20 protein-coding genes and 1 pseudogene are annotated in these 20204 nt (G+C 37.5%); 13 read left to right on the plus strand and 8 right to left on the minus strand.

Going from position 1 to position 20204, the window contains the following annotated elements:
• Positions 1-144 precede the first annotated feature (144 nt).
• Genes thiC through ACFO7M_RS04070 form a run of 8 tightly spaced genes read left to right on the plus strand, consistent with a single transcriptional unit; the run spans position 145 to position 6739 of the window.
• Positions 145-1968, plus strand: a complete 1824-nt coding sequence (thiC, locus tag ACFO7M_RS04035) for a phosphomethylpyrimidine synthase ThiC (protein WP_379734159.1) — start codon at positions 145-147, stop codon at positions 1966-1968.
• A 1-nt stretch (position 1969) separates the two neighbouring features.
• On the plus strand, positions 1970-2536 hold the full coding sequence (locus ACFO7M_RS04040) for a thiamine phosphate synthase (protein ID WP_379734161.1): 567 nt from the start codon (positions 1970-1972) through the stop codon (positions 2534-2536).
• Entirely contained in the window at positions 2509-3267 is a 759-nt protein-coding gene (locus ACFO7M_RS04045) for a hydroxymethylpyrimidine/phosphomethylpyrimidine kinase (RefSeq protein WP_379734163.1), read from the plus strand. The genes ACFO7M_RS04040 and ACFO7M_RS04045 overlap by 28 nt, the downstream gene beginning before the upstream one ends.
• A complete protein-coding gene (locus ACFO7M_RS04050) occupies positions 3257-3892 on the plus strand; it encodes a thiamine phosphate synthase (RefSeq protein WP_379734165.1) in 636 nt (211 codons plus the stop codon). The genes ACFO7M_RS04045 and ACFO7M_RS04050 overlap by 11 nt, the downstream gene beginning before the upstream one ends.
• Positions 3867-4637 carry a thiazole synthase gene (locus tag ACFO7M_RS04055; protein ID WP_379734167.1) on the plus strand — a complete coding sequence of 257 codons (771 nt, stop codon included), beginning with the start codon at positions 3867-3869 and terminating at the stop codon, positions 4635-4637. The genes ACFO7M_RS04050 and ACFO7M_RS04055 overlap by 26 nt, the downstream gene beginning before the upstream one ends.
• A 1-nt stretch (position 4638) precedes the next feature.
• A complete protein-coding gene (gene thiH / locus ACFO7M_RS04060) occupies positions 4639-5751 on the plus strand; it encodes a 2-iminoacetate synthase ThiH (protein ID WP_379734497.1) in 1113 nt (370 codons plus the stop codon).
• 29 nt (positions 5752-5780) lie between these two features.
• Entirely contained in the window at positions 5781-6491 is a 711-nt protein-coding gene (locus ACFO7M_RS04065) for a HesA/MoeB/ThiF family protein (protein WP_379734169.1), read from the plus strand.
• Between the two features lie 29 nt (positions 6492-6520).
• Positions 6521-6739: a VF530 family DNA-binding protein gene (locus ACFO7M_RS04070; protein ID WP_379717825.1), complete on the plus strand. Its 219-nt coding sequence runs from the start codon at positions 6521-6523 to the stop codon at positions 6737-6739.
• On the opposite strand, the gene aat is transcribed toward ACFO7M_RS04070, so the two are convergent.
• From aat to ACFO7M_RS04090, 4 genes are all read right to left on the minus strand, one after another.
• Positions 6736-7377 (minus strand): leucyl/phenylalanyl-tRNA--protein transferase, encoded by a 642-nt coding sequence (gene aat / locus ACFO7M_RS04075; RefSeq protein ID WP_379734171.1) that lies wholly within the window; start codon positions 7375-7377, stop codon positions 6736-6738. The two genes, ACFO7M_RS04070 and aat, sit on opposite strands and share 4 nt — an antisense overlap.
• A gap of 110 nt (positions 7378-7487) precedes the next feature.
• Positions 7488-7865, minus strand: coding sequence for a DUF3127 domain-containing protein (locus ACFO7M_RS04080; protein WP_379719025.1), 378 nt, complete (start codon positions 7863-7865; stop codon positions 7488-7490).
• Positions 7866-7876: 11 nt separating this feature from the next.
• Positions 7877-8752, minus strand: a complete 876-nt coding sequence (locus ACFO7M_RS04085) for a flavin reductase family protein (protein WP_379734173.1) — start codon at positions 8750-8752, stop codon at positions 7877-7879.
• Between the two features lie 53 nt (positions 8753-8805).
• Positions 8806-9693: an SH3 domain-containing protein gene (locus ACFO7M_RS04090; RefSeq protein ID WP_379734175.1), complete on the minus strand. Its 888-nt coding sequence runs from the start codon at positions 9691-9693 to the stop codon at positions 8806-8808.
• Positions 9694-9758: 65 nt separating this feature from the next.
• Here ACFO7M_RS04090 and ACFO7M_RS04095 point away from each other — a divergent pair, with 65 nt between their 5' ends.
• The 5 genes and pseudogenes from ACFO7M_RS04095 (at position 9759) to ACFO7M_RS04115 (ending at position 15344) form a co-directional block, all read left to right on the plus strand.
• Complete coding sequence (locus ACFO7M_RS04095) at positions 9759-10904, plus strand: sensor histidine kinase (RefSeq protein WP_379717817.1); 1146 nt, start codon at positions 9759-9761, stop codon at positions 10902-10904.
• On the plus strand, positions 10901-12013 hold the full coding sequence (locus ACFO7M_RS04100; protein WP_379734177.1) for an NAD(P)/FAD-dependent oxidoreductase: 1113 nt from the start codon (positions 10901-10903) through the stop codon (positions 12011-12013). Before ACFO7M_RS04095 ends, ACFO7M_RS04100 begins: the two co-directional genes overlap by 4 nt.
• 4 nt (positions 12014-12017) lie before the next feature.
• Positions 12018-12767 (plus strand): monofunctional biosynthetic peptidoglycan transglycosylase, encoded by a 750-nt coding sequence (mtgA, locus tag ACFO7M_RS04105; protein WP_379734179.1) that lies wholly within the window; start codon positions 12018-12020, stop codon positions 12765-12767.
• Between the two features lie 86 nt (positions 12768-12853).
• Positions 12854-13714 carry a DUF4349 domain-containing protein gene (locus tag ACFO7M_RS04110; RefSeq protein WP_379717811.1) on the plus strand — a complete coding sequence of 287 codons (861 nt, stop codon included), beginning with the start codon at positions 12854-12856 and terminating at the stop codon, positions 13712-13714.
• A gap of 2 nt (positions 13715-13716) precedes the next feature.
• Positions 13717-15344, plus strand: a pseudogene (locus ACFO7M_RS04115) (S41 family peptidase).
• Positions 15345-15349: 5 nt separating this feature from the next.
• On the opposite strand, the gene ACFO7M_RS04120 reads toward ACFO7M_RS04115, so the two are convergent.
• From ACFO7M_RS04120 to ACFO7M_RS04135, 4 genes are all read right to left on the minus strand, one after another.
• Positions 15350-15796: a GNAT family N-acetyltransferase gene (locus ACFO7M_RS04120; RefSeq protein ID WP_379734180.1), complete on the minus strand. Its 447-nt coding sequence runs from the start codon at positions 15794-15796 to the stop codon at positions 15350-15352.
• A 57-nt stretch (positions 15797-15853) separates the two neighbouring features.
• Complete coding sequence (locus tag ACFO7M_RS04125; protein WP_379734182.1) at positions 15854-17893, minus strand: LysM peptidoglycan-binding domain-containing protein; 2040 nt, start codon at positions 17891-17893, stop codon at positions 15854-15856.
• A 106-nt stretch (positions 17894-17999) separates the two neighbouring features.
• Positions 18000-19187 (minus strand): phosphoglycerate kinase, encoded by a 1188-nt coding sequence (locus ACFO7M_RS04130; RefSeq protein ID WP_379734184.1) that lies wholly within the window; start codon positions 19185-19187, stop codon positions 18000-18002.
• 23 nt (positions 19188-19210) lie between these two features.
• Entirely contained in the window at positions 19211-20203 is a 993-nt protein-coding gene (locus tag ACFO7M_RS04135) for a type IX secretion system membrane protein PorP/SprF (protein WP_379717799.1), read from the minus strand.
• Position 20204 lies beyond the last annotated feature (1 nt).

Genomic DNA, 20204 nt, shown 5'->3' on the forward strand with positions numbered 1-20204 from the left:
GCCTTGCAAGCTGCTTCCTCTGGTCGCCACTTTCAAAACCTGTTTCTTACGGCTTTTACCTTTACGTGCTATCCGCTTCCATCCCTGGCAGGAAATCAACGCTTTTAAGAACTCATAACATATCATTCATAACGCATAACAAACATGACCAACGAAGAAAAAATCTCCAGAAAACCCTTTCCCAACTCAACAAAAGTCTATATCGACGGTGAAATCCACCCGATAAAAGTCGCTATGCGCGAAATTCAGCTACACGATACGAAATTATCGAACGGTGGTATCGAAAAAAACCCGCCGGTTACCGTTTACGATACATCCGGCCCCTATACCGATCCCAATGCCGATATCGATGTGCGCAAAGGATTGCCCCGTATTCGCGAACAATGGATTTTAGACCGTAATGATGTGGAGGAATTATCCGAAATCTCTTCAGACTATGGCAAAATGCGTTTGAACGACGAAAGTCTGAATCATTTGCGTTTTGAATACCTACACAAACCGATGCGTGCTAAAAAGGGAGCCAATGTAACCCAACTATACTATGCCAAGAAGGGCATCATCACTCCGGAAATGGAATATATCGCCATTCGTGAAAACCAACGTATAGAACAACTGGAAACGGCACAAAAAGCAATGCAATGCCAACACGCCGGAAACAGTTTTGGTGCCAATACACCGAAAAGCAAAATCACACCCGAATTCGTCCGTAGTGAAGTAGCCGCCGGTCGGGCCATCATTCCCAACAATATCAACCACCCGGAAAGCGAACCCATGATTGTGGGAAGAAACTTTTTGGTGAAAATCAATGCCAACATCGGGAACAGTGCCGTAACCTCATCTATCGAAGAAGAAGTGGAAAAAGCAGTCTGGGCTTGCCGTTGGGGCGCCGATACCATCATGGATTTATCGACAGGTAAAAACATCCACGAAACCCGCGAATGGATTATACGTAATTCTCCGGTGCCTATCGGAACTGTGCCTATTTACCAAGCGTTGGAGAAAGTAAAAGGAGTGGCCGAAGATTTAACCTGGGAAATCTTCCGTGATACACTGATTGAACAAGCTGAACAAGGAGTTTCCTACTTTACCATTCATGCCGGAGTTTTATTGCGCTTCATCCACTTAACAGCTAACCGTGTTACCGGAATCGTTTCTCGTGGTGGTTCCATCATGGCCAAATGGTGTTTGTTCCATCACAAAGAAAACTTCTTGTACACGCATTTCGAAGAAATCTGTGAAATCATGAAGCAATACGATGTGGCTTTCTCATTGGGCGATGGATTACGCCCGGGATCTATAGCTGATGCCAATGATGCCGCTCAATTTGCCGAATTGGAAACCCTAGGAGAACTGACCAAAATAGCATGGAAGCACGATGTGCAAGTATTCATCGAAGGACCAGGTCACGTACCTATGCACATGATCAAAGAAAACATGGACAAACAATTGGAACATTGTGCCGAAGCACCGTTTTATACATTAGGTCCATTAACAACAGATATCGCTCCGGGTTATGATCATATTACCTCAGCCATCGGTGCAGCAATGATTGGTTGGTATGGTTGCGCCATGTTATGTTATGTAACACCAAAAGAACATTTGGGCTTACCCAATAAAAAAGACGTAAAAGACGGGGTGATTACCTATAAAATCGCAGCTCATGCAGCCGATTTAGCCAAAGGGCATCCCGGCGCACAATACCGCGACAATGCCTTAAGTAAAGCCCGATTCGAATTTAGATGGGAAGATCAGTTCAATTTGGCTTTGGATCCCGACACCGCAAGAGAATTTCATGATGAAACACTACCTGCCGATGGTGCTAAAGTAGCGCATTTCTGCTCGATGTGTGGACCGAAATTCTGTTCGATGAAAATCTCTCAGGAAATCCGCGATGTAGCCGCCGCTGAAGAAGGCATGAAAGCAAAGTCAGAAGAATTCATAGAAACCGGTAAAGAAATTTACATCTAAGATGATTGTAATCACTAATCCAACGGCTGTTGCCAACGAAATCAATCACATCCATTCACTTTTTGACAATGGATTGAGGTTGCTACATGTACGAAAACCTGAATATTCAGAAGCAGCAATGATCGCGTTGCTGACAGCCATTGGAAGAGATTGTTGCAATCAATTGGTGTTGCATAGTCATCATCATTTGGCTGAAGCCTTCGGAATTACCCGATTGCATAACCCGAAAACAGGGACAGATGCGTCTGCATTTAGTTTCTCGATTGCAACACATTCTATCGAAGAATTCAATGCCTTGCACAACGATTATGACTATGCTTTTCTAAGCCCTATCTATCCCAGTATTTCAAAGCCAAATTACCAATCACAAACCAATCTCTTGACTGATATCAAACACCGAACCAATTGGAATACCAAACTAATAGCTTTGGGCGGAATAGCGCTTGAAAACATATCCGAAACCCTACAATCCGGTTTCGATGAGGTAGCCCTTTTAGGATACATTTGGAACAGTAGTAACCCTTTAGAAAGTTTTAAAAAATGTCAGCAAATCGCCCATTCGTTCTAACAATTGCAGGTTTTGATCCCTCTGGGGGCGCTGGTATCTTAGCCGATATCAAAACATTCGAACAACACCAGGTCTACGGCTTAGGTATTATGAGCGGAAATACCCTTCAAACGGAAGAAGCATTCCACGCAATGCATTGGACCGATATCGATTTTGTGCTTCAATCCATTCAAACTCTTTTTAAAAAATACGAGATCAAAGTGGTCAAGATTGGCATCATGCCTTCTTTGGAGTACTTGCAATCTTGTATTGCTGAAATCCGAAAACAGTCAACCCAAGTCAAAATAATCTGGGATACGGTTTTGAAATCTACCACCAATTTCAACTTCATTACAGTTGAAAGTCAAGCAGTACTTCTCGGAATTTTAAAACAAATCGATCTAATTACACCCAATTATATCGAAATTCTAAAATTGACATCACAACAAAATACACCGGAAAATAATGCCCAAATGCTTTCAAACTACTGTGCTGTTTTACTCAAAGGAGGTCATAATTCAGCAGCCTTAGGAACCGATTATTTATACCGTCAAAACAACCGAATTACGTTATCTCCAAACCTTTCCACTGTTATAGAAAAACACGGATCAGGCTGTGTATTATCTTCAGCTATTGCTGCTAATATGGCCTTAGGCTTTTCATTAGAAACTTCCTGTCAAAAATCAAAACAATACATAGAAAACTATTTAAACACAAACAACACATTATTAGGATACCATCATGCTAAGTAAACTACAATACATTTCTCAAGGAGATTCCTTCGAAGAGCAAACCTACAACATCAGGCAAGCACTAGACCACGGTTGCGACTGGATACAATTACGATTTAAAAAGGCACAGAAAGAAGAATTATTGGAACTTGCCGATACGGTAAAACTACTTTGTGACACTTACTCCGCGACATTTATCATCAATGATCATGTTGATATTGCTCATGAAATCAATGCTGATGGAATCCATTTAGGGTTAACCGACATGAAAATAGAAACAGCCCGAGCAATTTTAGGAAAGGATAAAATAATCGGCGGAACCGCTAACACACTCGAAGAGGTCCTGCAAAGAGTAGAAGAAAAATGCGATTACATCGGTTTGGGGCCGTTCCAATTTACCACAACAAAAGAAAACCTTAGTCCGATTTTAGGGTTGGAAGGCTATAAAAAAGTGGCTTCAAAACTAGCGACGAAAAAAATCAAAACACCAATCTATGCCATCGGAGGAATCCAACTCGATGATGTGCATCCTATACTAAAAGCGGGTATTTACGGCGTTGCCGTCTCCGGTTTACTCACTCAAAATCCTCAACTCGTTCCTCAACTCAACTCAAAATTATATGACAACATTAAAAATCGCCGATAAAGAATTTAGCTCCCGCTTGTTTTTAGGAACAGGAAAATTTGGTTCCAACACACAAATGGAGGAAGCGATTTTAGCTTCTGAAAGTGAATTAGTCACTGTAGCATTGAAACGTATCGATTTAGAAACCGAAACCGATGCTATTTTGTCCCATATCAAGCATCCGCATATCAATTTATTACCCAATACTTCGGGAGCACGAAATGCCAAGGAAGCCATTTTTGCAGCGCAATTGGCTCGAGAAGCATTAGAAACCAATTGGTTGAAACTGGAAATCCATCCCGATCCAAAATACCTGCTTCCCGACCCGATAGAAACCCTTAAGGCAACAGAAGAATTAGCCAAACTAGGATTTATTATATTACCCTATATTCATGCCGATCCGGTATTGTGCAAACGATTGGAAGATGCCGGAACAGCTGCGGTTATGCCTTTGGGTTCCCCCATTGGAAGTAATAAAGGAATAAAAACCGAAGACTTTCTAGAAATCATCATTGAACAAAGTAAAGTGCCTGTAATCGTTGATGCGGGAATTGGTGCTCCATCACACGCCTCCCGTGCCATGGAAATGGGCGCTGATGCTGTTTTAGTAAACACCGCAATTGCTGTTGCTGGTAATCCGAAATTAATGGCAGAGGCATTTAAAGAAGCTGTAATTGCAGGTCGTAAAGCGTATCAAGCGCAATTGGCACAATCCATCAACCGAGCAGTTGCATCTAGTCCGTTAACTGCTTTTTTAAATGAATAATATGGCCCATTTTGCATCCATTTTTGAACAGTACGATTGGGATGAGGTACAAACTTTGATTTATCGAATGACTTCAAAAGAAGTTGAATCGGCATTGGCAAAAAACAAACGGAATCTCAATGATTTTATGGCATTGCTATCGCCTTCCGCACAACCCTATTTGGAACAAATGGCACAAATGAGTCATCGATTAACCCAAAAACGTTTCGGTAAAACCATTCAGATGTATGCGCCTATGTATTTGAGCAATGAATGTCAAAATATCTGTACCTATTGCGGATTCAGTCTCGATAACAAAATCAAAAGGAAAACCCTGACCGACAAGGAAATTAAATTAGAAGTAGCCGAACTGAAAAAAGCTGGATTTGAACATGTTTTATTAGTAACAGGAGAAGCCAACTATACCGTAAACATCCATTACTTTCTAAATGCAGTTGAACAAATTAAAAATGATTTTGCCAATATTTCGGTAGAAGTTCAACCCCTTTCTCAAGAGGAATATGAACAATTGCATGAAGCGGGCGTTCACAGTGTATTGGTCTATCAAGAAACTTATCATCGGGACGTTTATAAACAATATCATCCGAAAGGGAAAAAATCCAATTTTGATTACCGACTTGAAACTCCGGACAGAATTGGAAAAGCGGGTATCCACAAAATCGGTTTGGGTGTTTTATTAGGATTGGAAGACTGGCGCACCGATAGTTTCTTCAATGCATTACATTTAAATTATCTCCAGAAAACCTATTGGCAGAGTAAGTATTCGGTTTCATTCCCGCGTTTGCGTCCTGCCGAAGGCATTATCGAACCGAATTTCATTATGGACGACCGGGATTTACTCCAATTGATTTGTGCTTACCGTTTATGGAATGAAGATTTAGAGATTTCTATATCAACGAGAGAAAATGAAAAATTCCGTGACAATATAATTCCAATCGGAGTTACTGCAATGAGTGCCGGTTCCAAAACCAATCCGGGTGGTTATGCAGTCGATCTGCAGTCATTGGAACAATTTGAAACCAGTGATGAACGTTCCGCCAACCAAATTGCGCAAATTATAACTCAAAAAGGCTACGAGCCGGTTTGGAAAGATTGGGACAAAATGTACATGTAGTAATTTCAAACGCTTAATTAAAATTGACAATGCTTACAATCACTGATATTTTACGATATGGAAAACCGATGCTTTTGCCGGAAGTAGGCGAAGCTGGACAATTACAAATAAAAAAAGCCAAAGTGCTGGTTATTGGTGCTGGCGGATTGGGCTGCCCCATACTACAATACTTAGCTGCTTCCGGAGTAGGCACCATCGGAATAGTTGATTTCGACAAGGTGGAGTTACACAATTTACATCGTCAGGTTTTATATACCGAAGAATCAGTGGGTGTATTAAAAACAAAATGTGCAAAAGTAACATTAGAACGTTTGAATCCAAATGTGAATTACCTAGTGTACAATGAAAAACTAAACGTTGATAATGCAGATGAAATAGTATCTTCTTTCGATATCATTGTAGACGGTTGTGACAATTTTACTACCCGCTATCTGGTAAATGACACTTGTGTGAAACTAGACAAGCCTTTGGTATATGGTAGTATTTTAAGATTTGAAGGACAGATGGCTGTTTTTAATCATAGCGGCTCCAAAAATCTACGGGATCTATTTCCTACTCCACCCAACCCTGAAGATGTCCCAAATTGCAGTTTAAATGGTGTTTTGGGCACGTTTCCCGGTATTATAGGAACAATGATGGCACAGGAAACATTGAAATTGATTTTGGATTTACCTGTATTAGATAATGAACTGATACTTATCAATACTCTAGACTGGCAATTCCATAAGTTGAAATTTTAATACCTTTGTCGTTAAATAAAACCATTGCAATGAATAAAGACCCACTACATGGTGTTACTTTAAAAACAATCGTTGAAACCTTAGTCGATTTCTATGGTTTTGACACTTTGGAAGAACTGATTCCGATTAATTGTTTCAAAATAAACCCATCAGTAAAATCTAGTTTGACGTTTTTACGCAAAACTGATTGGGCCAGAAAAAAAGTGGAAGAATTATACATCAGAACCCTACCGAAATTAAATGCTTAAACGTGTTCTTTCAGTATATCTAAAAAATCTTCACGATCAATTTCTCGACATCCCAAACTAGCCAAATGATCATTATATACCTGACAATCCAATAGTTTATAATCATTGGCTTTTAGATATTGAACCAAGTAGGCAAAAGCAACTTTGGAAGCATTACTGACTTTCGAAAACATACTTTCTCCACAAAAAACATGATCCATATCTACTCCATACAAACCACCAACTAATTCATGATTCAACCAAACCTCAACCGATTTAGCGCGACCAATTTCATGTAGAAAAGTGTACGAATCAATCATTTCATCGGTAATCCATGTTCCGTATTGATCCGGACGGTACACTTGTTGGCAATTTTGCATCACCTGTTTAAAGCACTTGTTCATCGTTACTTTAAAAATTCCTTTATTGATAAGACTTCGCATACTTTTGGAAGGTTTGAATTCGTCTGGAAACAAAACCATACGATCAGCCGGACACCACCACATTATGGGATCACCGTCATCAAACCAAGGAAAAATACCACTTTTGTAAGCTAAAAGTAGTCTTTCTGGAGATAAATCACCACCTACAGCCAATACGCCTTCTTTGGACGTCTGCTCCACAGGTGGAAAGTACAATTCTTTATCGATTAAATACATTCTGATAGATTTTCAAATTCCAATTTATGAAACTTAAAATAGAAAATCCCAAAGCCTTTTAGAATAGAATTTGGGATTTGAAATGATTTTTGTTCTTTTTCAATCAATGATTAGAATGGAAGATCATCATGCTCTTCTTCGTTAAAAGAAGTTGCCGGTTCAAAAGCCTGAGCTGCAGGCATTGGAGGCATTTGTTGTGCCGATGGAGCTTCCTGTTGTAAACGTTCAATTCTCCAACCTTGGATTGAATTGAAATATTTGGTTTCACCTTGAGGGTTTGTCCACTCACGGCCTCTTAAGTTGATCGAAACTTTCACTTGCTCACCCACTTGGAAGTTATTCAAATCATCCACTTTTGCTTGAGTGAATTCAATCATAATATGTTGTGGATACTGCTCTTCGGTGGTAACCACCAACTCTCTTTTCTTGAATGATGCGCTAACGTCCTGTGTAGGGTTAATCACTTTAATTCTTCCTGTTACTTCCATTTTCTCTAAATTTATTGCTTTGCCAATAATACTTTCCATGCTGAAAGTATGTCTTGTTTATCTAAATATTCTTTCGCTAACTGATTGACCTTCTGACGATCATCTGCACTCAAAACCGCTTTCACGGTAAAATTTTCTTGGACAAAGATAGCAATTTCTTCTTCAGTTGGCAATGCTTCTATATTTCCAAGCATGCCCAAATCATTACCCGAAAAATCGCTACTTTTCTTAATGAAATTAGGAATAGCATCTACACCAACTCCTAATGTTACCAAGGGTTTTGGCACTTCAAACAAACCTTGGTTCGAACGCGAATACCAATTGCCACCTAAACGGGATACCAAGTCAATTTTGTATTGATCAATCACGCCATTTTCGTCCAAAACGTCTTCATTCACATGCACACGCACCACTTCACAAATGATTAGGTTTCCAGCACCACCTTCGGTTCCCAGATGAATAATTTCATTCACTTTACACTCAAATTGAACTGGTGATTCAGCTACACGAAATGGTTTTACTTCATCCGAAGGAATAGGCGTTAATCCTGCTTTTTCAAATTCATTAACACCTTCAGCATATTCTGTACTCGATAAAGACATTTGCTGTACAATATCATAGTTCACCACGTTGATCACCACTTCTTTCGTTGCCATTGCATTTTCCAATGTATGCTTTGTTGTATTCCCTCTTACTCTTCTGGCTGGAGAAAAGACTAAAATGGGTGGATTGGCACTAAACACATTGAAAAAACTAAATGGAGATAAATTCGGTCGTCCTTGTTCATCCATTGTACTGGCAAAAGCAATGGGTCTTGGCGCAATAGCACCTTGTAAATAGCCTTGTAATTGTTGAGTTGGAATATCTTTTGGAGAAAAACTTTTCATTTTGTATTGGTTTGGAACAAAAGTACTAAACGATTTTGTTATCAGAAAGATTATTAATTATAGGTTTTTCTGAATTTCTTAAATTTTTGGGTCTTGGTTAATGTTGCTTTTTTTCCATCCCATGTGTACGTTTCTTTTGATTTTGTTATATCGTAGACTTCAAAAGTAGATTCGACACCTTCCACTACCTCTGCTTCTTCAATATTTTTAAAGATCAAATTGGGTTTGCCTCCGGGTTCATTTGGAAAAACAAAAGTTTCAGAATGATAAAATACACCGGCGTCACCTACTCCCATCTTCTCGGGTAACATCAAAAATTCGGTTCCTGTCCATCCAAAATAAAAGTAGTAACTGGGAACGCCACAAGCTTCACCGCTAAAACTGATTCGGTAAATATCTTTCAGATTATTCATCCCCAAACTTCCTATAGCTTTATTCTCAAAGTAACGACTTTCAAGTATCGGTTTTTCTATGGTCTTTTCTGCAACAATCCTCCTTTCATTATCAAGAAGAAAAACATTTATCGATAAAACCTGTTCTGTGTAATTATCTTTGTCCTTCTTTTGTCTAATTTTAGTGATGTTGGTCAAAAAAGTGCCTTCCTTTCCAGATACAAATCCCAAAGCTATAAATCCTTTCCAGACATACCCAATTTTCGAATCACCTCTTGGTGTTTTGTATTGAATTTCAGCCCAATTCGTAGTAATTCCTTTTATTTTCAATAGATTTTCTGTACTCTTTATTACTCTAACTTTGTTGCCAATTTGAAGCGAATCCAAAAGCAATCCAGATGTACTAGGCTCACTTCGGATGTAACAATTTTTAACTCCTATTAAAGCTTCTTCCGAATCGTTTGGCCAATAACCACTGTGATCGAAATCTTCCTGCCCATAGCTTATTAATTGACACAAACCAAAAAATAGAATAAGTTTTATTTTCATTACCGTTGGTTTTTAACAAAGATAACAATTGCATTTTTACTATATTTAACCACTCAATAAATTCTATGAATTTCTCAGACAGAAGTAATACTACACGCTGGATTTTAATAATCGCTTCGTTCCTAATCACGGTGCTGATTTTGTGGAACACGTACACCTTTTTTCAAATCTTTAAGAACGAAGAACGCAACAAAATGGAGCTTTGGGCTACAGCGCAAAAAACGCTTCAAAATGCCAGCGACAACACAGACGTTGACTTACCGTTGCAGATTATTACGAACAATAGTACCATTCCCAATATTCTAACTGATGCCAATGATAGTATACTAGGCGCCAGCAACATTGATGAAGAAATCATTAGTAATCCGAAGAAAATAAGAGACTTACTGAATGTCTATAAAAATTCGAACAATAAAATTGCCATTGAATACGACAAAGGAAAGTTCAGGTATTTGTATTATGCCAATTCACCGTTATTGACCAAATTAAAATACTACCCAATCGCTTTGTTACTCATCATTTTGCTATTTGGTGGATTGGTATACAATTATTACCGCGCAAGTAAAGTATCTACCGAAAATAAACTTTGGGCAGGTATGGCAAAAGAAACGGCACACCAAATTGGCACACCATTGTCTTCATTGATTGGTTGGTTGGAAATTATGAAAGCCGACAACATTGATCCGGTCATGATAGAGGAAATTGAAAAAGACATTGACCGACTTCAGAATATCACCGACAGATTTTCTAAAATTGGTTCGGAACCCATATTGGAAAGCCGAGATTTAGTTGAGGAAACTCGAAAATCGTTTGATTATTTACAAACCCGATTTGCCGGTCAGGTCGAATTTACCTTTAAGGCACCAGAGTACGAAATCCCAATCAAAATGAATCATACACTTCATGGCTGGACGATTGAAAACTTGGTAAAAAACGCCATCGATGCCATGAAAGGAAGAGGTAATATTGATATACAAATCGATGACGATGGAAAAGTAGCGAAAATCAAAGTTAGAGACAATGGAAAAGGGATTCCAAAAAACCAATTCCGAACAATTTTTGAACCGGGTTTCACTACCAAAAAAAGAGGTTGGGGATTGGGACTTTCTTTAACCAAACGTATTGTAGAAGAATACCACAAAGGAAAAATCAGAGTTTTGCATTCGGATATTGGAAAAGGCACAACATTTCAAATTAGTTTTAAGCGATGAATTTAAGTTATTGGGAATTAAAAAATTGGTTTACAAATGTCGACTATACAATTGTGGGTAGCGGCATTGTTGGTCTTCATGCTGCTATTGCCTTGAAAGAACGATTTCCACAATCGAAAGTTTTGGTACTGGAAAAAGGAACTTTACCAGAAGGTGCCAGCACAAAAAACGCAGGTTTTGCATGTTTCGGAAGTTTATCGGAAATCATTGACGACTTAAAATCAAATACAGAAGAAGAAGTGATAGAACTCGTTAAAAAAAGATGGACCGGCCTTCAGTTGTTACGCAAAAACTTAGGCGATGAAGCGATCGATTTGAAACCACATGGCGGATATGAATTGTTTTTAGAAAACGACGACAGTACTTACAATGAGTGTTTGCAAAAATTACCATTCATCAATACTATTTTGCGTCCATTATTTAAAAGCGATGTATTCGAAAAAAATGTTGATCGCTTTGGATTTAAAAACATTAAAGAATATACCATTTTCAATCCGTTTGAAGCCCAAATTGATACCGGAAACATGATGCAGTCTTTACTGAAAAAGGCGCAAATAAATGGTGTGCAGATTTTAAACCATCAGAATGTAACGAATTTTACTGATTCTGGAAATGGAGTAACAATAGAAGTCAACAACTTCGAGTTCAAAACCAAAAAATTGTTATTTGCTACCAATGGTTTTGCAGGAGATTTGACGCAAGGAGAAGTAAAACCAGCCAGAGCTCAAGTCTTGATTACCGATCCGATTCCGAATTTAGATATCAAAGGTACATTCCATTTGGACAAAGGATATTATTATTTCCGAAATATTAATGACCGTATTTTGTTTGGAGGAGGCAGAAATCTGGATTTTGAAGGTGAAACTACTACTAGTCTTGCACAAACAGAATTAATACAAAACAAATTGGAGGAATTATTAAAAACTGTAATTTTGCCCACCACCGAATTTACTATTGCTCACCGTTGGAGCGGTATCATGGGCGTTGGTTCGCATAAAAAACCTATCGTAAAACCGCTTTCTGAAAATGTGTACTGTGGTGTACGAATGGGCGGAATGGGTGTCGCAATCGGAAGTTTAACCGGACAAGAATTAGCAGATTTAGTATAAAGTAATGGCAACAAAAAAAACAACCAAGTCAAATTCAAAACCAAAAGCAAAAGCAAAAACAGCTCCAACGACTTTCTGGGGTAAAGTAAAACGCTTTCTTTATAAGGCTTTCATATGGTTTAATATTATTTCTGTGGCATTGGTTTTGTTGTTCAAATTTGTACCCGTACCCATTACGCCATTAATGATTACCCGTGCCATTGAACACAAATTAGCGGGTAAAGAAATGGTTTGCAACCATGATTGGGTTCCGCTAGAAAATATATCCATGAATTTACAAAAAGCGGTTGTGGCCAGTGAAGATGGAATGTTTTTAAAACACAGCGGTTTTGATTTTGGTGCTATGAACAAAGCCATGAAAGGAAATTTAAAAGGAAAAAAATTGAAAGGCGGAAGCACCATATCGCAACAAACGGCTAAAAATGTTTTCCTGTGGCAAGGTAGAAGTTACATCCGTAAAGCTTTTGAAGCCTATTTCACCATGCTTATCGAATTGATTTGGGGTAAAGAACGTATCATGGAAGTCTACCTAAACAGTATTGAAATGGGAGATGGTGTTTACGGTGCCGAGGCAGCGAGTAAATACTGGTTTCACAAAAGTGCCGATAATTTGACCAAATATGAAGCAGCTTCTATTGCTGCAATTCTACCCAACCCTAGAAAATATAAAGCGATTAATTCTTCGTCTTATGTGGAACGCCGCAAAAACAAAACATTACGTGTAATGCGCCACGTGGGGAAACTGAACTATTAGAAATCAAATTCGGGATTCACTCCTTTTTTTTGGCTAAGTTTTTGATATAGACATTTGTAACTTAAACCTTATAAATTCTATATCTTATGCGTATTCCATTTTTATTCCTAACAATGGCCGTAGTTGCCATTTCTTGTCAAGAGAAAGCTGAAAGTTATGATGAAGCTGTTATGGTTTCTGAAGTGAGTCTTATGAAACCAGATGCTAAAGCCAAAAACTACGAAGCGGCGGCTGACTATGAAATCGCTGTGGATTCTGCTGCTGCAGCTGTTGAGGCCTCTCCACAAAAAGCATCAGTTAAAATCATCAAGACAGCCAATTTAAGTTTTGAATCTTCCGATTTGAATGCTTCCTATGAAAACCTTCAGAAAGGCATATCGAAATACAATGCCATTGTTCAAAATGACGAATCGGGCAAAAATGATGCTTCGGTTTATCGCAATTTAACCATTCGCATACCGAATCAACATTTTGATGCTTTTATTGCTGATATTAGTAAAGGCGTACAACATTTCGATCGTAAAGAAATTTCACAACAAGACGTTACGGAAGAATACATCGATGTGGAATCAAGAATGAAGTCAAAAAAGAAGCTTGAAGAACGTTATTTGCAATTGCTTTCCAAAGCCAATAAAGTATCTGAAATGTTGGAAATTGAAAAAAAATTAGCAGAAATCAGAGAAGAAGTGGAAGCCAAAGAAGGCCAATTAAAATACATGCAAAATCGAATTTCGATGAGTACAATACAAATTGAAATGTATACTAAAAATGCTTCCGAAAGTGGTGCAACCGTTTCCTACGGAAGTAAAATTTGGAATTCTATCAAAGAGGGTTTCAATGGTTTATCCAATTTTATGTTAAGTATCATCAGTATTTGGCCGTTTATTCTTATTTTCGTAGGAATGTTTGTCTTCATTAAACGAAGATTCTTCAAGAAAAAAGAGTAGTTATGTTAGCTTCAATCAAGAAAAGATATATACTTCCTGTTATTGCGGGAGGGTTTTTATTTGTGGGTGTAAGTTTTAAAGAAGATTTCTTCGAAATCGCCAAACAAATAGAAATCTTTACGACACTATTTAAAACGGTCAACATGAATTATGTGGATCAGACCAATCCGGCCGATTTAATGGATAAAGCCATTAAAAGCATGCTGAATGATTTGGATCCGTACACCGTATATTTCAATGAAGCCGATGTGGCGCGTTTTAAAATCAACAATACGGGAGAATATACTGGTATTGGAGCAATGACCACACGCAAAGATGGTAAATTAATTTTACGCGAAATCTATAAAAGTTACCCAGCTGACAAGGCCGGACTTAAAGCCGGTGATGAAATCATTCAAATTGGAGATGTTCTATTATCTGATTTCAAGGAAGACGCTTCACAGCTCTTGAAAGGAAGTCGAAATACAAAAATTGATATTAAATTCAAGCGCAACAATGAAACGAAACAGGCGCAAATTATTTTGGATGAAGTAGATATCAAAGCTGTGCCTTATTTTGGGAAAGTAGATGACAAAACTGGATATATTGTACTTACACAATTCAATGCCAAAGCATCAACCGAAACCAAAGATGCGTTGGAGAAACTAAAAGATCAGGGCGCAACACAAATCATTCTAGATTTGCGTGGTAATCCAGGCGGATTATTAGGCGAAGCCGTGAATATTTGTAATTTATTTGTACCCAGTGGTGAAGTGATTGTTACTACAAAATCGAAAATTCAAAAACACAATAATACCTATAAAACCAACAGAAGTCCGGTGGATACCAATATCCCATTGGCCATATTGGTTGATGGTAAAAGTGCTTCAGCCAGTGAAATTGTTGCGGGTGCACTTCAGGATTTGGACAGAGCGGTTGTAATTGGTTCACGAAGTTTTGGAAAAGGATTGGTACAACGTCCTTTGGAATTAACTTACGGAACTCAGCTAAAGGTAACCATTTCGCGATATTATACCCCATCGGGCAGATGTATTCAGGCCTTGAATTATTCTAAAAAAGACGCCAACGGCAAGGCCATCAAAACCGATTCGAAAAATTACAATGCTTTCAAAACCCGTGCTGGACGAACTGTTTATGATGGTGGAGGAATTCAACCGGATGTCGAACTGGAAGAAAGTAAAAAAAGTGCAGTTATAGAGGCGTTACAGAGAAATGATGCCATATTTGATTTTGCGACGCAATGGGTGAACAAAAATTCAGCTTTCAGAGAATTGACAGAAACCGATTTTAATCAATTTAAAGCCTATTTAAAAGCGAAAAACTTCAGTTTTGACACCAAGCCGAAAAATTATTGAAAGAAACCTTAGAGCAGGCTAAAAAGGATAAATTGGATGGTGCTATCAAATTACAATACGAACAATTATTAGCCGCAATTCAAAAAGCGGAAGAAACCGAATTGGACAAAAATAAAACCGAAATTTTAAATCAACTTCGAGATGAATTGATATTAAGATACCAATACAAAGAAGGATTATATCAGTATTATTTGAAAAGCAATTCGGAAATTAAAAAAGCAACGCAATTGTTAGCCAATACCGCTGACTACAATAAAATACTGAAAAAGCAATAGTTAAACTATTGCTTTTTCATTTCTATATGCGGTATATCATCTTCAAGATACATTTCTGAGGTTTTCACAAAACCATGGCCTTCATAAAACTTTTGCAAATACAGTTGCGCTGAAATGGTTATTGTATTTGTGTTAAATTCTTTATTAATGGCTTCAATAGCGACTTTCATCAGTTCGTGTCCCAATTTTTTATCACGGTGTTTTGGTGAAACAATTACTCTCCCGATAGAACTTTCATCAAAATAATCACCTGCTGTAAACAAACGACAATAAGTAGCTAGATCTTCTCCAAGATATCCTAATACATGAATAGCCTTTTGATCTTTACCATCAATATCTTGATATACGCAGTTTTGCTCCACTACAAAGACCTCACTTCTCAGTTGAAGTATTTCATATAGCTCATGTATTGAAAGTTCGTTAAAACGCTTTATTTTAAATTGCAATCCCATTCTTTTACTTTTGGACAAAATTATAATAAAAAAGGGAATCATACGATTCCCTTTTTTTTAGATTTTTAACTTCATGCCAGGTTGAAGATCATTATCCTGTATGTTATTTTTCTTTTTAATTTCTGCAACGGTTGTGTTGTGCTTTTGAGAAATCTTAAACAAAGAATCTCCTTTTTGTACAACATACAATACTTGCTCTTCGTATTTACCAACTTTCTTCTTAGTAGTTTCAGCAATAGCGTTTTGTTCTTTATTAATTTTCAGCTCATCACCCACATTGATATTGGTAGTAGTCAAATTGTTCCATTTCAAAACATCATCAACCGTAACTTTATAGGTTTTAGCGATAAGAAAAATACTTTCTCCTTTTTTTACTGTGTGAGTTATATCTGCAGCAGCAATGGACTCTTCTTTAACATCTGTAAAAACTTCAGTTGATGCTTTTAACTTCAACTTCTCACCCACTTTAATATTTCCGTCTTTCAGATTGTTGAATTTCTTCAAATCGGCTACATACATGCGGTGCTTTTTTGCGATAGTTACCAAAGTTTCACCTTCGGCAACAACGTGTTCAGGAACGATATTCGATTCAGCATCCGAAATCTTCGGCAATTTCTTATCTGCCGGTTTTTCAACTGTCGCGATTCCATCAGATTTGATTGGCAAGTCCGCTTTTTTAACTTTTTCGGCTACTACATCTTGATCGTCTACTTTTATTTTAAGTTTTCTACCTGCCTGCAATGAACTCGATTTAATATTGTTCCAATCTTTTACTTCTCTGATAGTAACACCATACTTATTAGCAATTGAAGCTAAATTATCTCCTCTTTTAACAGTATGGATTTTGGTTCGACTGAAAGATTTGGTCTTTTGATTTGATGCTGCAATAGCTTCTTCTGAAGATGCGCCTGTTACCAAAGTATCGCGAATAATTTTTGATTTCACTTTAGGAGTAGGTACAAAACGCTTTTCGCGTTTGCTTTCTTCATAATCAACATACGCATACAATTTGCTTTCATTCGATGCAAATACAGCGATTTTTTTCTTTGGTAATGTTACAAAATTAGTTTTTCCAGTTACATAAGGAATCACTTTCATTTTGTAAGATGGATTCAAAAACTCGATGTCTGAAGTGGGAATATCCAACAAATCAGACAATTGTTTGAAGGAAATTTTTCGTTTCACAGCAATAGTATCCACTTCCAAATGGTTTGCTACTGGCTTTTGTGGAACGATTCCGTGCTCTTTATGGTATTCGAAAATATACATTGTTGCTAGGAAAGCAGGAACATAACCTTGTGTTTCTCTAGGCAATTTATTTTTAATATTCCAGAAGTTTTGGTGACCACCCGATCTACGAATGGCTTTTGAAACGTTTCCAGCACCCGAATTGTACGAAGCCAAAACCAATTCCCAATCACCAAATATTTTGTACATCCCAGCCATATAACGTGCAGCTGCATCTGAAGCTTTATACGCATCGCTTCTTTCATCAACATATGAATCGATTTTCAGACCATATTGTTTACCTGTTTCATACATAAATTGCCAAAGACCTGTAGCACCGACGCGTGAAACCGCTTTTGAATTTAGAGCCGATTCAACAATTGCAAGATATTTGATTTCCAAAGGGACATCATATCGCGCCATTGCCTCTTCAAACATAGGGAAATAATATTGTGACAAACCCATCAAACGCTCGTACGAACGCTTACGGTTTTTAAGAAAACTCTTTACTAAATTTTCCAATTGAGGATTATAATCGATGTTAAAAGGTGATTTCTCATCCAATAAACGCAATCTTTCTTTGAATACATCAGTCGGTAATTCAAAATCTACTGGAGTATTTAAATCGAGTGTTTTAATATCAGTTAATAGTCCATCAAAAATTTCTTGTGTTGAGGTTAATTCCTTGATATATTGATTTTCGATACAATCTGTAGTAGCATCTACCACGAATGTTTTCTTAATCGAATCCAAATAGGAAATCTTTATAACTGGCTTAACAATAGAATCTTTCTGAATTGTTTCTTGTGAAAATGCACTATAAACTGGCAATAGAAATAGCAGCGTTAGGGCAAAACCTTTTTTAATCATAAGCTTATTTATTGTAAGTGATTATGAATCAATTAATTGTGTTACGTTTGCAAACATAAGAAGTTAAAACGTAAAAAATCGATAAAAAGTGTTAAAAATCGGATAATTAACACATTATCGCGGAAATTCCAGGTAAATTCTTACCTTCCAGCATTTCCAACATGGCACCTCCACCGGTTGAAACATAACTCATTTTTGCTTCAAAACCGAACTGTTTTACCGCAGCTACACTATCGCCACCTCCTACAAGAGAAAAAGCGCCTTTTGAAGTAGCCTCAGCGATAAAATTACCCAATTCAATTGTACCGTTAGCAAAAGAATCCATTTCAAAAACACCCAATGGGCCGTTCCAAAGAATAGTTTGAGATTCAAGGATAACCTCTTTAATAGCAGATAAAGACTTTGGACCTGCATCCAGACCCTGCCATCCATCAGGAATGGCATTTACGTCAACGATTTGAGTTTGAGCATCGTTGGCAAAAGTGTTAGCAGCAACAACATCAACAGGAAGAAGAATTTTTACATTTTTCTCTTTGGCTTTTGCCAAAATATCCAATGCCAATTCTAATTTATCATCTTCACAAATGGAGTTTCCAATTTTACCGCCTAAAGCCTTAATAAAAGTGAACGTCATTCCACCACCGATAATCATGTTATCGATTTTATCCAAGATGTTTTCGATAACTGTAATTTTGGATGAAACTTTACTTCCGCCTAAAACAGCCGTAACCGGCTTAACGCTATTATTAAGAACTTTATTTAAACTTTCAATCTCTTTCGCCAACAAAGTACCAAAGCACTTATTATCGTTGAAAAATTGCGCTATAATTGTTGTTGAAGCATGTGCTCTGTGAGCTGTTCCAAAAGCATCGTTCACATAAATGTCTCCCAAAGAAGCCAATTGCTTTGCGAAATCTACATCTCCAGCTTCTTCTTCTTTGTAAAAACGGAGGTTTTCCAACAAAAGGATTTCACCAGGTTTTAAATTCTGTGCCGCATTTTGGGCAATGTGTCCGATACAATCTGAAGCAAAAGTAACAGGTCTGCCGAAGATCTCGGCAGTTCTGTCAACTATATGTCGTAATGAAAATTCATCCTGAACCCCTTTAGGACGGCCTAAATGCGACATTAAAATTACGCTTCCACCATCGGCTAGAATTTTGTCTATGGTTGGTTTTGCAGCATCGATACGAGTAGTATCGGTTACTTCAAAGTTTTCATTAAGCGGAACATTAAAATCTACACGAATAATGGCTTTTTTGTCTCTAAAGTTGAAGTCTGATAAAGTTTTCATTTTGGCATTTAAATTTATTTGAATTAATCTTCTGCAACAGCAGTTTGAGTACATGGACAGTTACTAATTCCTTGGAAGAAATCCCATCCTAAAGTTAACATATGAGTACCTGATGAATAAGCTTGAATTTCACCAGTGAAAATCTGGTAAGAATACCCTACATAGAAGCCTCCTTTTTTCAAACCTAGCATTGGACCAATAGATAACGGTTTTAATGGTTGATCATTCAACATACGGTAGGTAACACCTCCCCAAAAATAACCGGTACGTTGATAATCCAACCAACGCGCTTTTAAGTTGATATCCGTAGAAGAACGACCGTCACTTTCAAACAATTGAAAATAAGCCGAAGGTTCAAACTCCATTTTACTACTGCGATTTCCTCTGAATGTATATCCAGTGTAAATTTGATAATTTCTTAAAAGATTCGGTTCATTAAGACTTGTTGCAAACTTCTTGATGTCTTTGTTAACTAAGTTACTTGCATTGAAAGCTGCAAAGAAACCACCTCTTCGGTAAAGAATACTGGCATCAAAGTTCGTATTCGAAGTATAACGGTCATTGGTTACACTTGGATCAACAGTCGTGAAATTCGGGTCAATTCTAAAGTTGTTCAAATTTACCGACATACCAAACGAAAGGTATTGTTTCGTTGGATAATCCAAAATGATATGGTGAGCAAACGAGATTTTACCTCCCGTTTGCTGCGTATTACCATTCTTATCGTTATATAAGTTAAGTCCAACTCCAGATTGATCAAATATCCTAAAATCAGCATATAATGCTTGATTGGCTGGAGCATCATCAATTCCTACCCATTGGAAGAAACCGTTCAATCGCAATCTAAAATTATCACCAATACCTGCATAAGTAGGAGAAATCACATAGGGATTATCAGCTAAATATTGTGTAGCTGCAGGTAAGTTTAACTCTTGAGCATAACCATTAGAAAAAGAAGCGATCAAAACTGCTAAAAAGAGTCTTTTCATGTTGCCTGTTATATTATTAAAATTCATA

The organism is Flavobacterium sp. GCM10023249 (assembly GCF_042653365.1).
Classification (GTDB): domain Bacteria; phylum Bacteroidota; class Bacteroidia; order Flavobacteriales; family Flavobacteriaceae; genus Flavobacterium.

Excerpts from the sequence above, each read along its gene's own strand:
- ACFO7M_RS04045 (WP_379734163.1), top strand. The coding sequence starts at position 2,509 with ATGTCAGCAAATCGCCCATTCGTTCTAACAATTGCAGGTTTTGATCCC.
- thiH (WP_379734497.1), top strand. The coding sequence starts at position 4,639 with ATGGCCCATTTTGCATCCATTTTTGAACAGTACGATTGGGATGAGGTA.
- thiC (WP_379734159.1), top strand. The coding sequence starts at position 145 with ATGACCAACGAAGAAAAAATCTCCAGAAAACCCTTTCCCAACTCAACA.
- mtgA (WP_379734179.1), top strand. The coding sequence starts at position 12,018 with ATGGCAACAAAAAAAACAACCAAGTCAAATTCAAAACCAAAAGCAAAA.
- ACFO7M_RS04090 (WP_379734175.1), bottom strand. The coding sequence starts at position 9,693 with ATGAAAATAAAACTTATTCTATTTTTTGGTTTGTGTCAATTAATAAGC.
- ACFO7M_RS04110 (WP_379717811.1), top strand. The coding sequence starts at position 12,854 with ATGCGTATTCCATTTTTATTCCTAACAATGGCCGTAGTTGCCATTTCT.
- ACFO7M_RS04120 (WP_379734180.1), bottom strand. The coding sequence starts at position 15,796 with ATGGGATTGCAATTTAAAATAAAGCGTTTTAACGAACTTTCAATACAT.
- ACFO7M_RS04095 (WP_379717817.1), top strand. The coding sequence starts at position 9,759 with ATGAATTTCTCAGACAGAAGTAATACTACACGCTGGATTTTAATAATC.
- ACFO7M_RS04065 (WP_379734169.1), top strand. The coding sequence starts at position 5,781 with ATGCTTACAATCACTGATATTTTACGATATGGAAAACCGATGCTTTTG.
- ACFO7M_RS04100 (WP_379734177.1), top strand. The coding sequence starts at position 10,901 with ATGAATTTAAGTTATTGGGAATTAAAAAATTGGTTTACAAATGTCGAC.
- ACFO7M_RS04130 (WP_379734184.1), bottom strand. The coding sequence starts at position 19,187 with ATGAAAACTTTATCAGACTTCAACTTTAGAGACAAAAAAGCCATTATT.
- ACFO7M_RS04055 (WP_379734167.1), top strand. The coding sequence starts at position 3,867 with ATGACAACATTAAAAATCGCCGATAAAGAATTTAGCTCCCGCTTGTTT.
- ACFO7M_RS04135 (WP_379717799.1), bottom strand. The coding sequence starts at position 20,203 with ATGAATTTTAATAATATAACAGGCAACATGAAAAGACTCTTTTTAGCA.
- ACFO7M_RS04085 (WP_379734173.1), bottom strand. The coding sequence starts at position 8,752 with ATGAAAAGTTTTTCTCCAAAAGATATTCCAACTCAACAATTACAAGGC.
- ACFO7M_RS04040 (WP_379734161.1), top strand. The coding sequence starts at position 1,970 with ATGATTGTAATCACTAATCCAACGGCTGTTGCCAACGAAATCAATCAC.
- aat (WP_379734171.1), bottom strand. The coding sequence starts at position 7,377 with ATGTATTTAATCGATAAAGAATTGTACTTTCCACCTGTGGAGCAGACG.
- ACFO7M_RS04080 (WP_379719025.1), bottom strand. The coding sequence starts at position 7,865 with ATGGAAGTAACAGGAAGAATTAAAGTGATTAACCCTACACAGGACGTT.
- ACFO7M_RS04070 (WP_379717825.1), top strand. The coding sequence starts at position 6,521 with ATGAATAAAGACCCACTACATGGTGTTACTTTAAAAACAATCGTTGAA.
- ACFO7M_RS04125 (WP_379734182.1), bottom strand. The coding sequence starts at position 17,893 with ATGATTAAAAAAGGTTTTGCCCTAACGCTGCTATTTCTATTGCCAGTT.
- ACFO7M_RS04050 (WP_379734165.1), top strand. The coding sequence starts at position 3,257 with ATGCTAAGTAAACTACAATACATTTCTCAAGGAGATTCCTTCGAAGAG.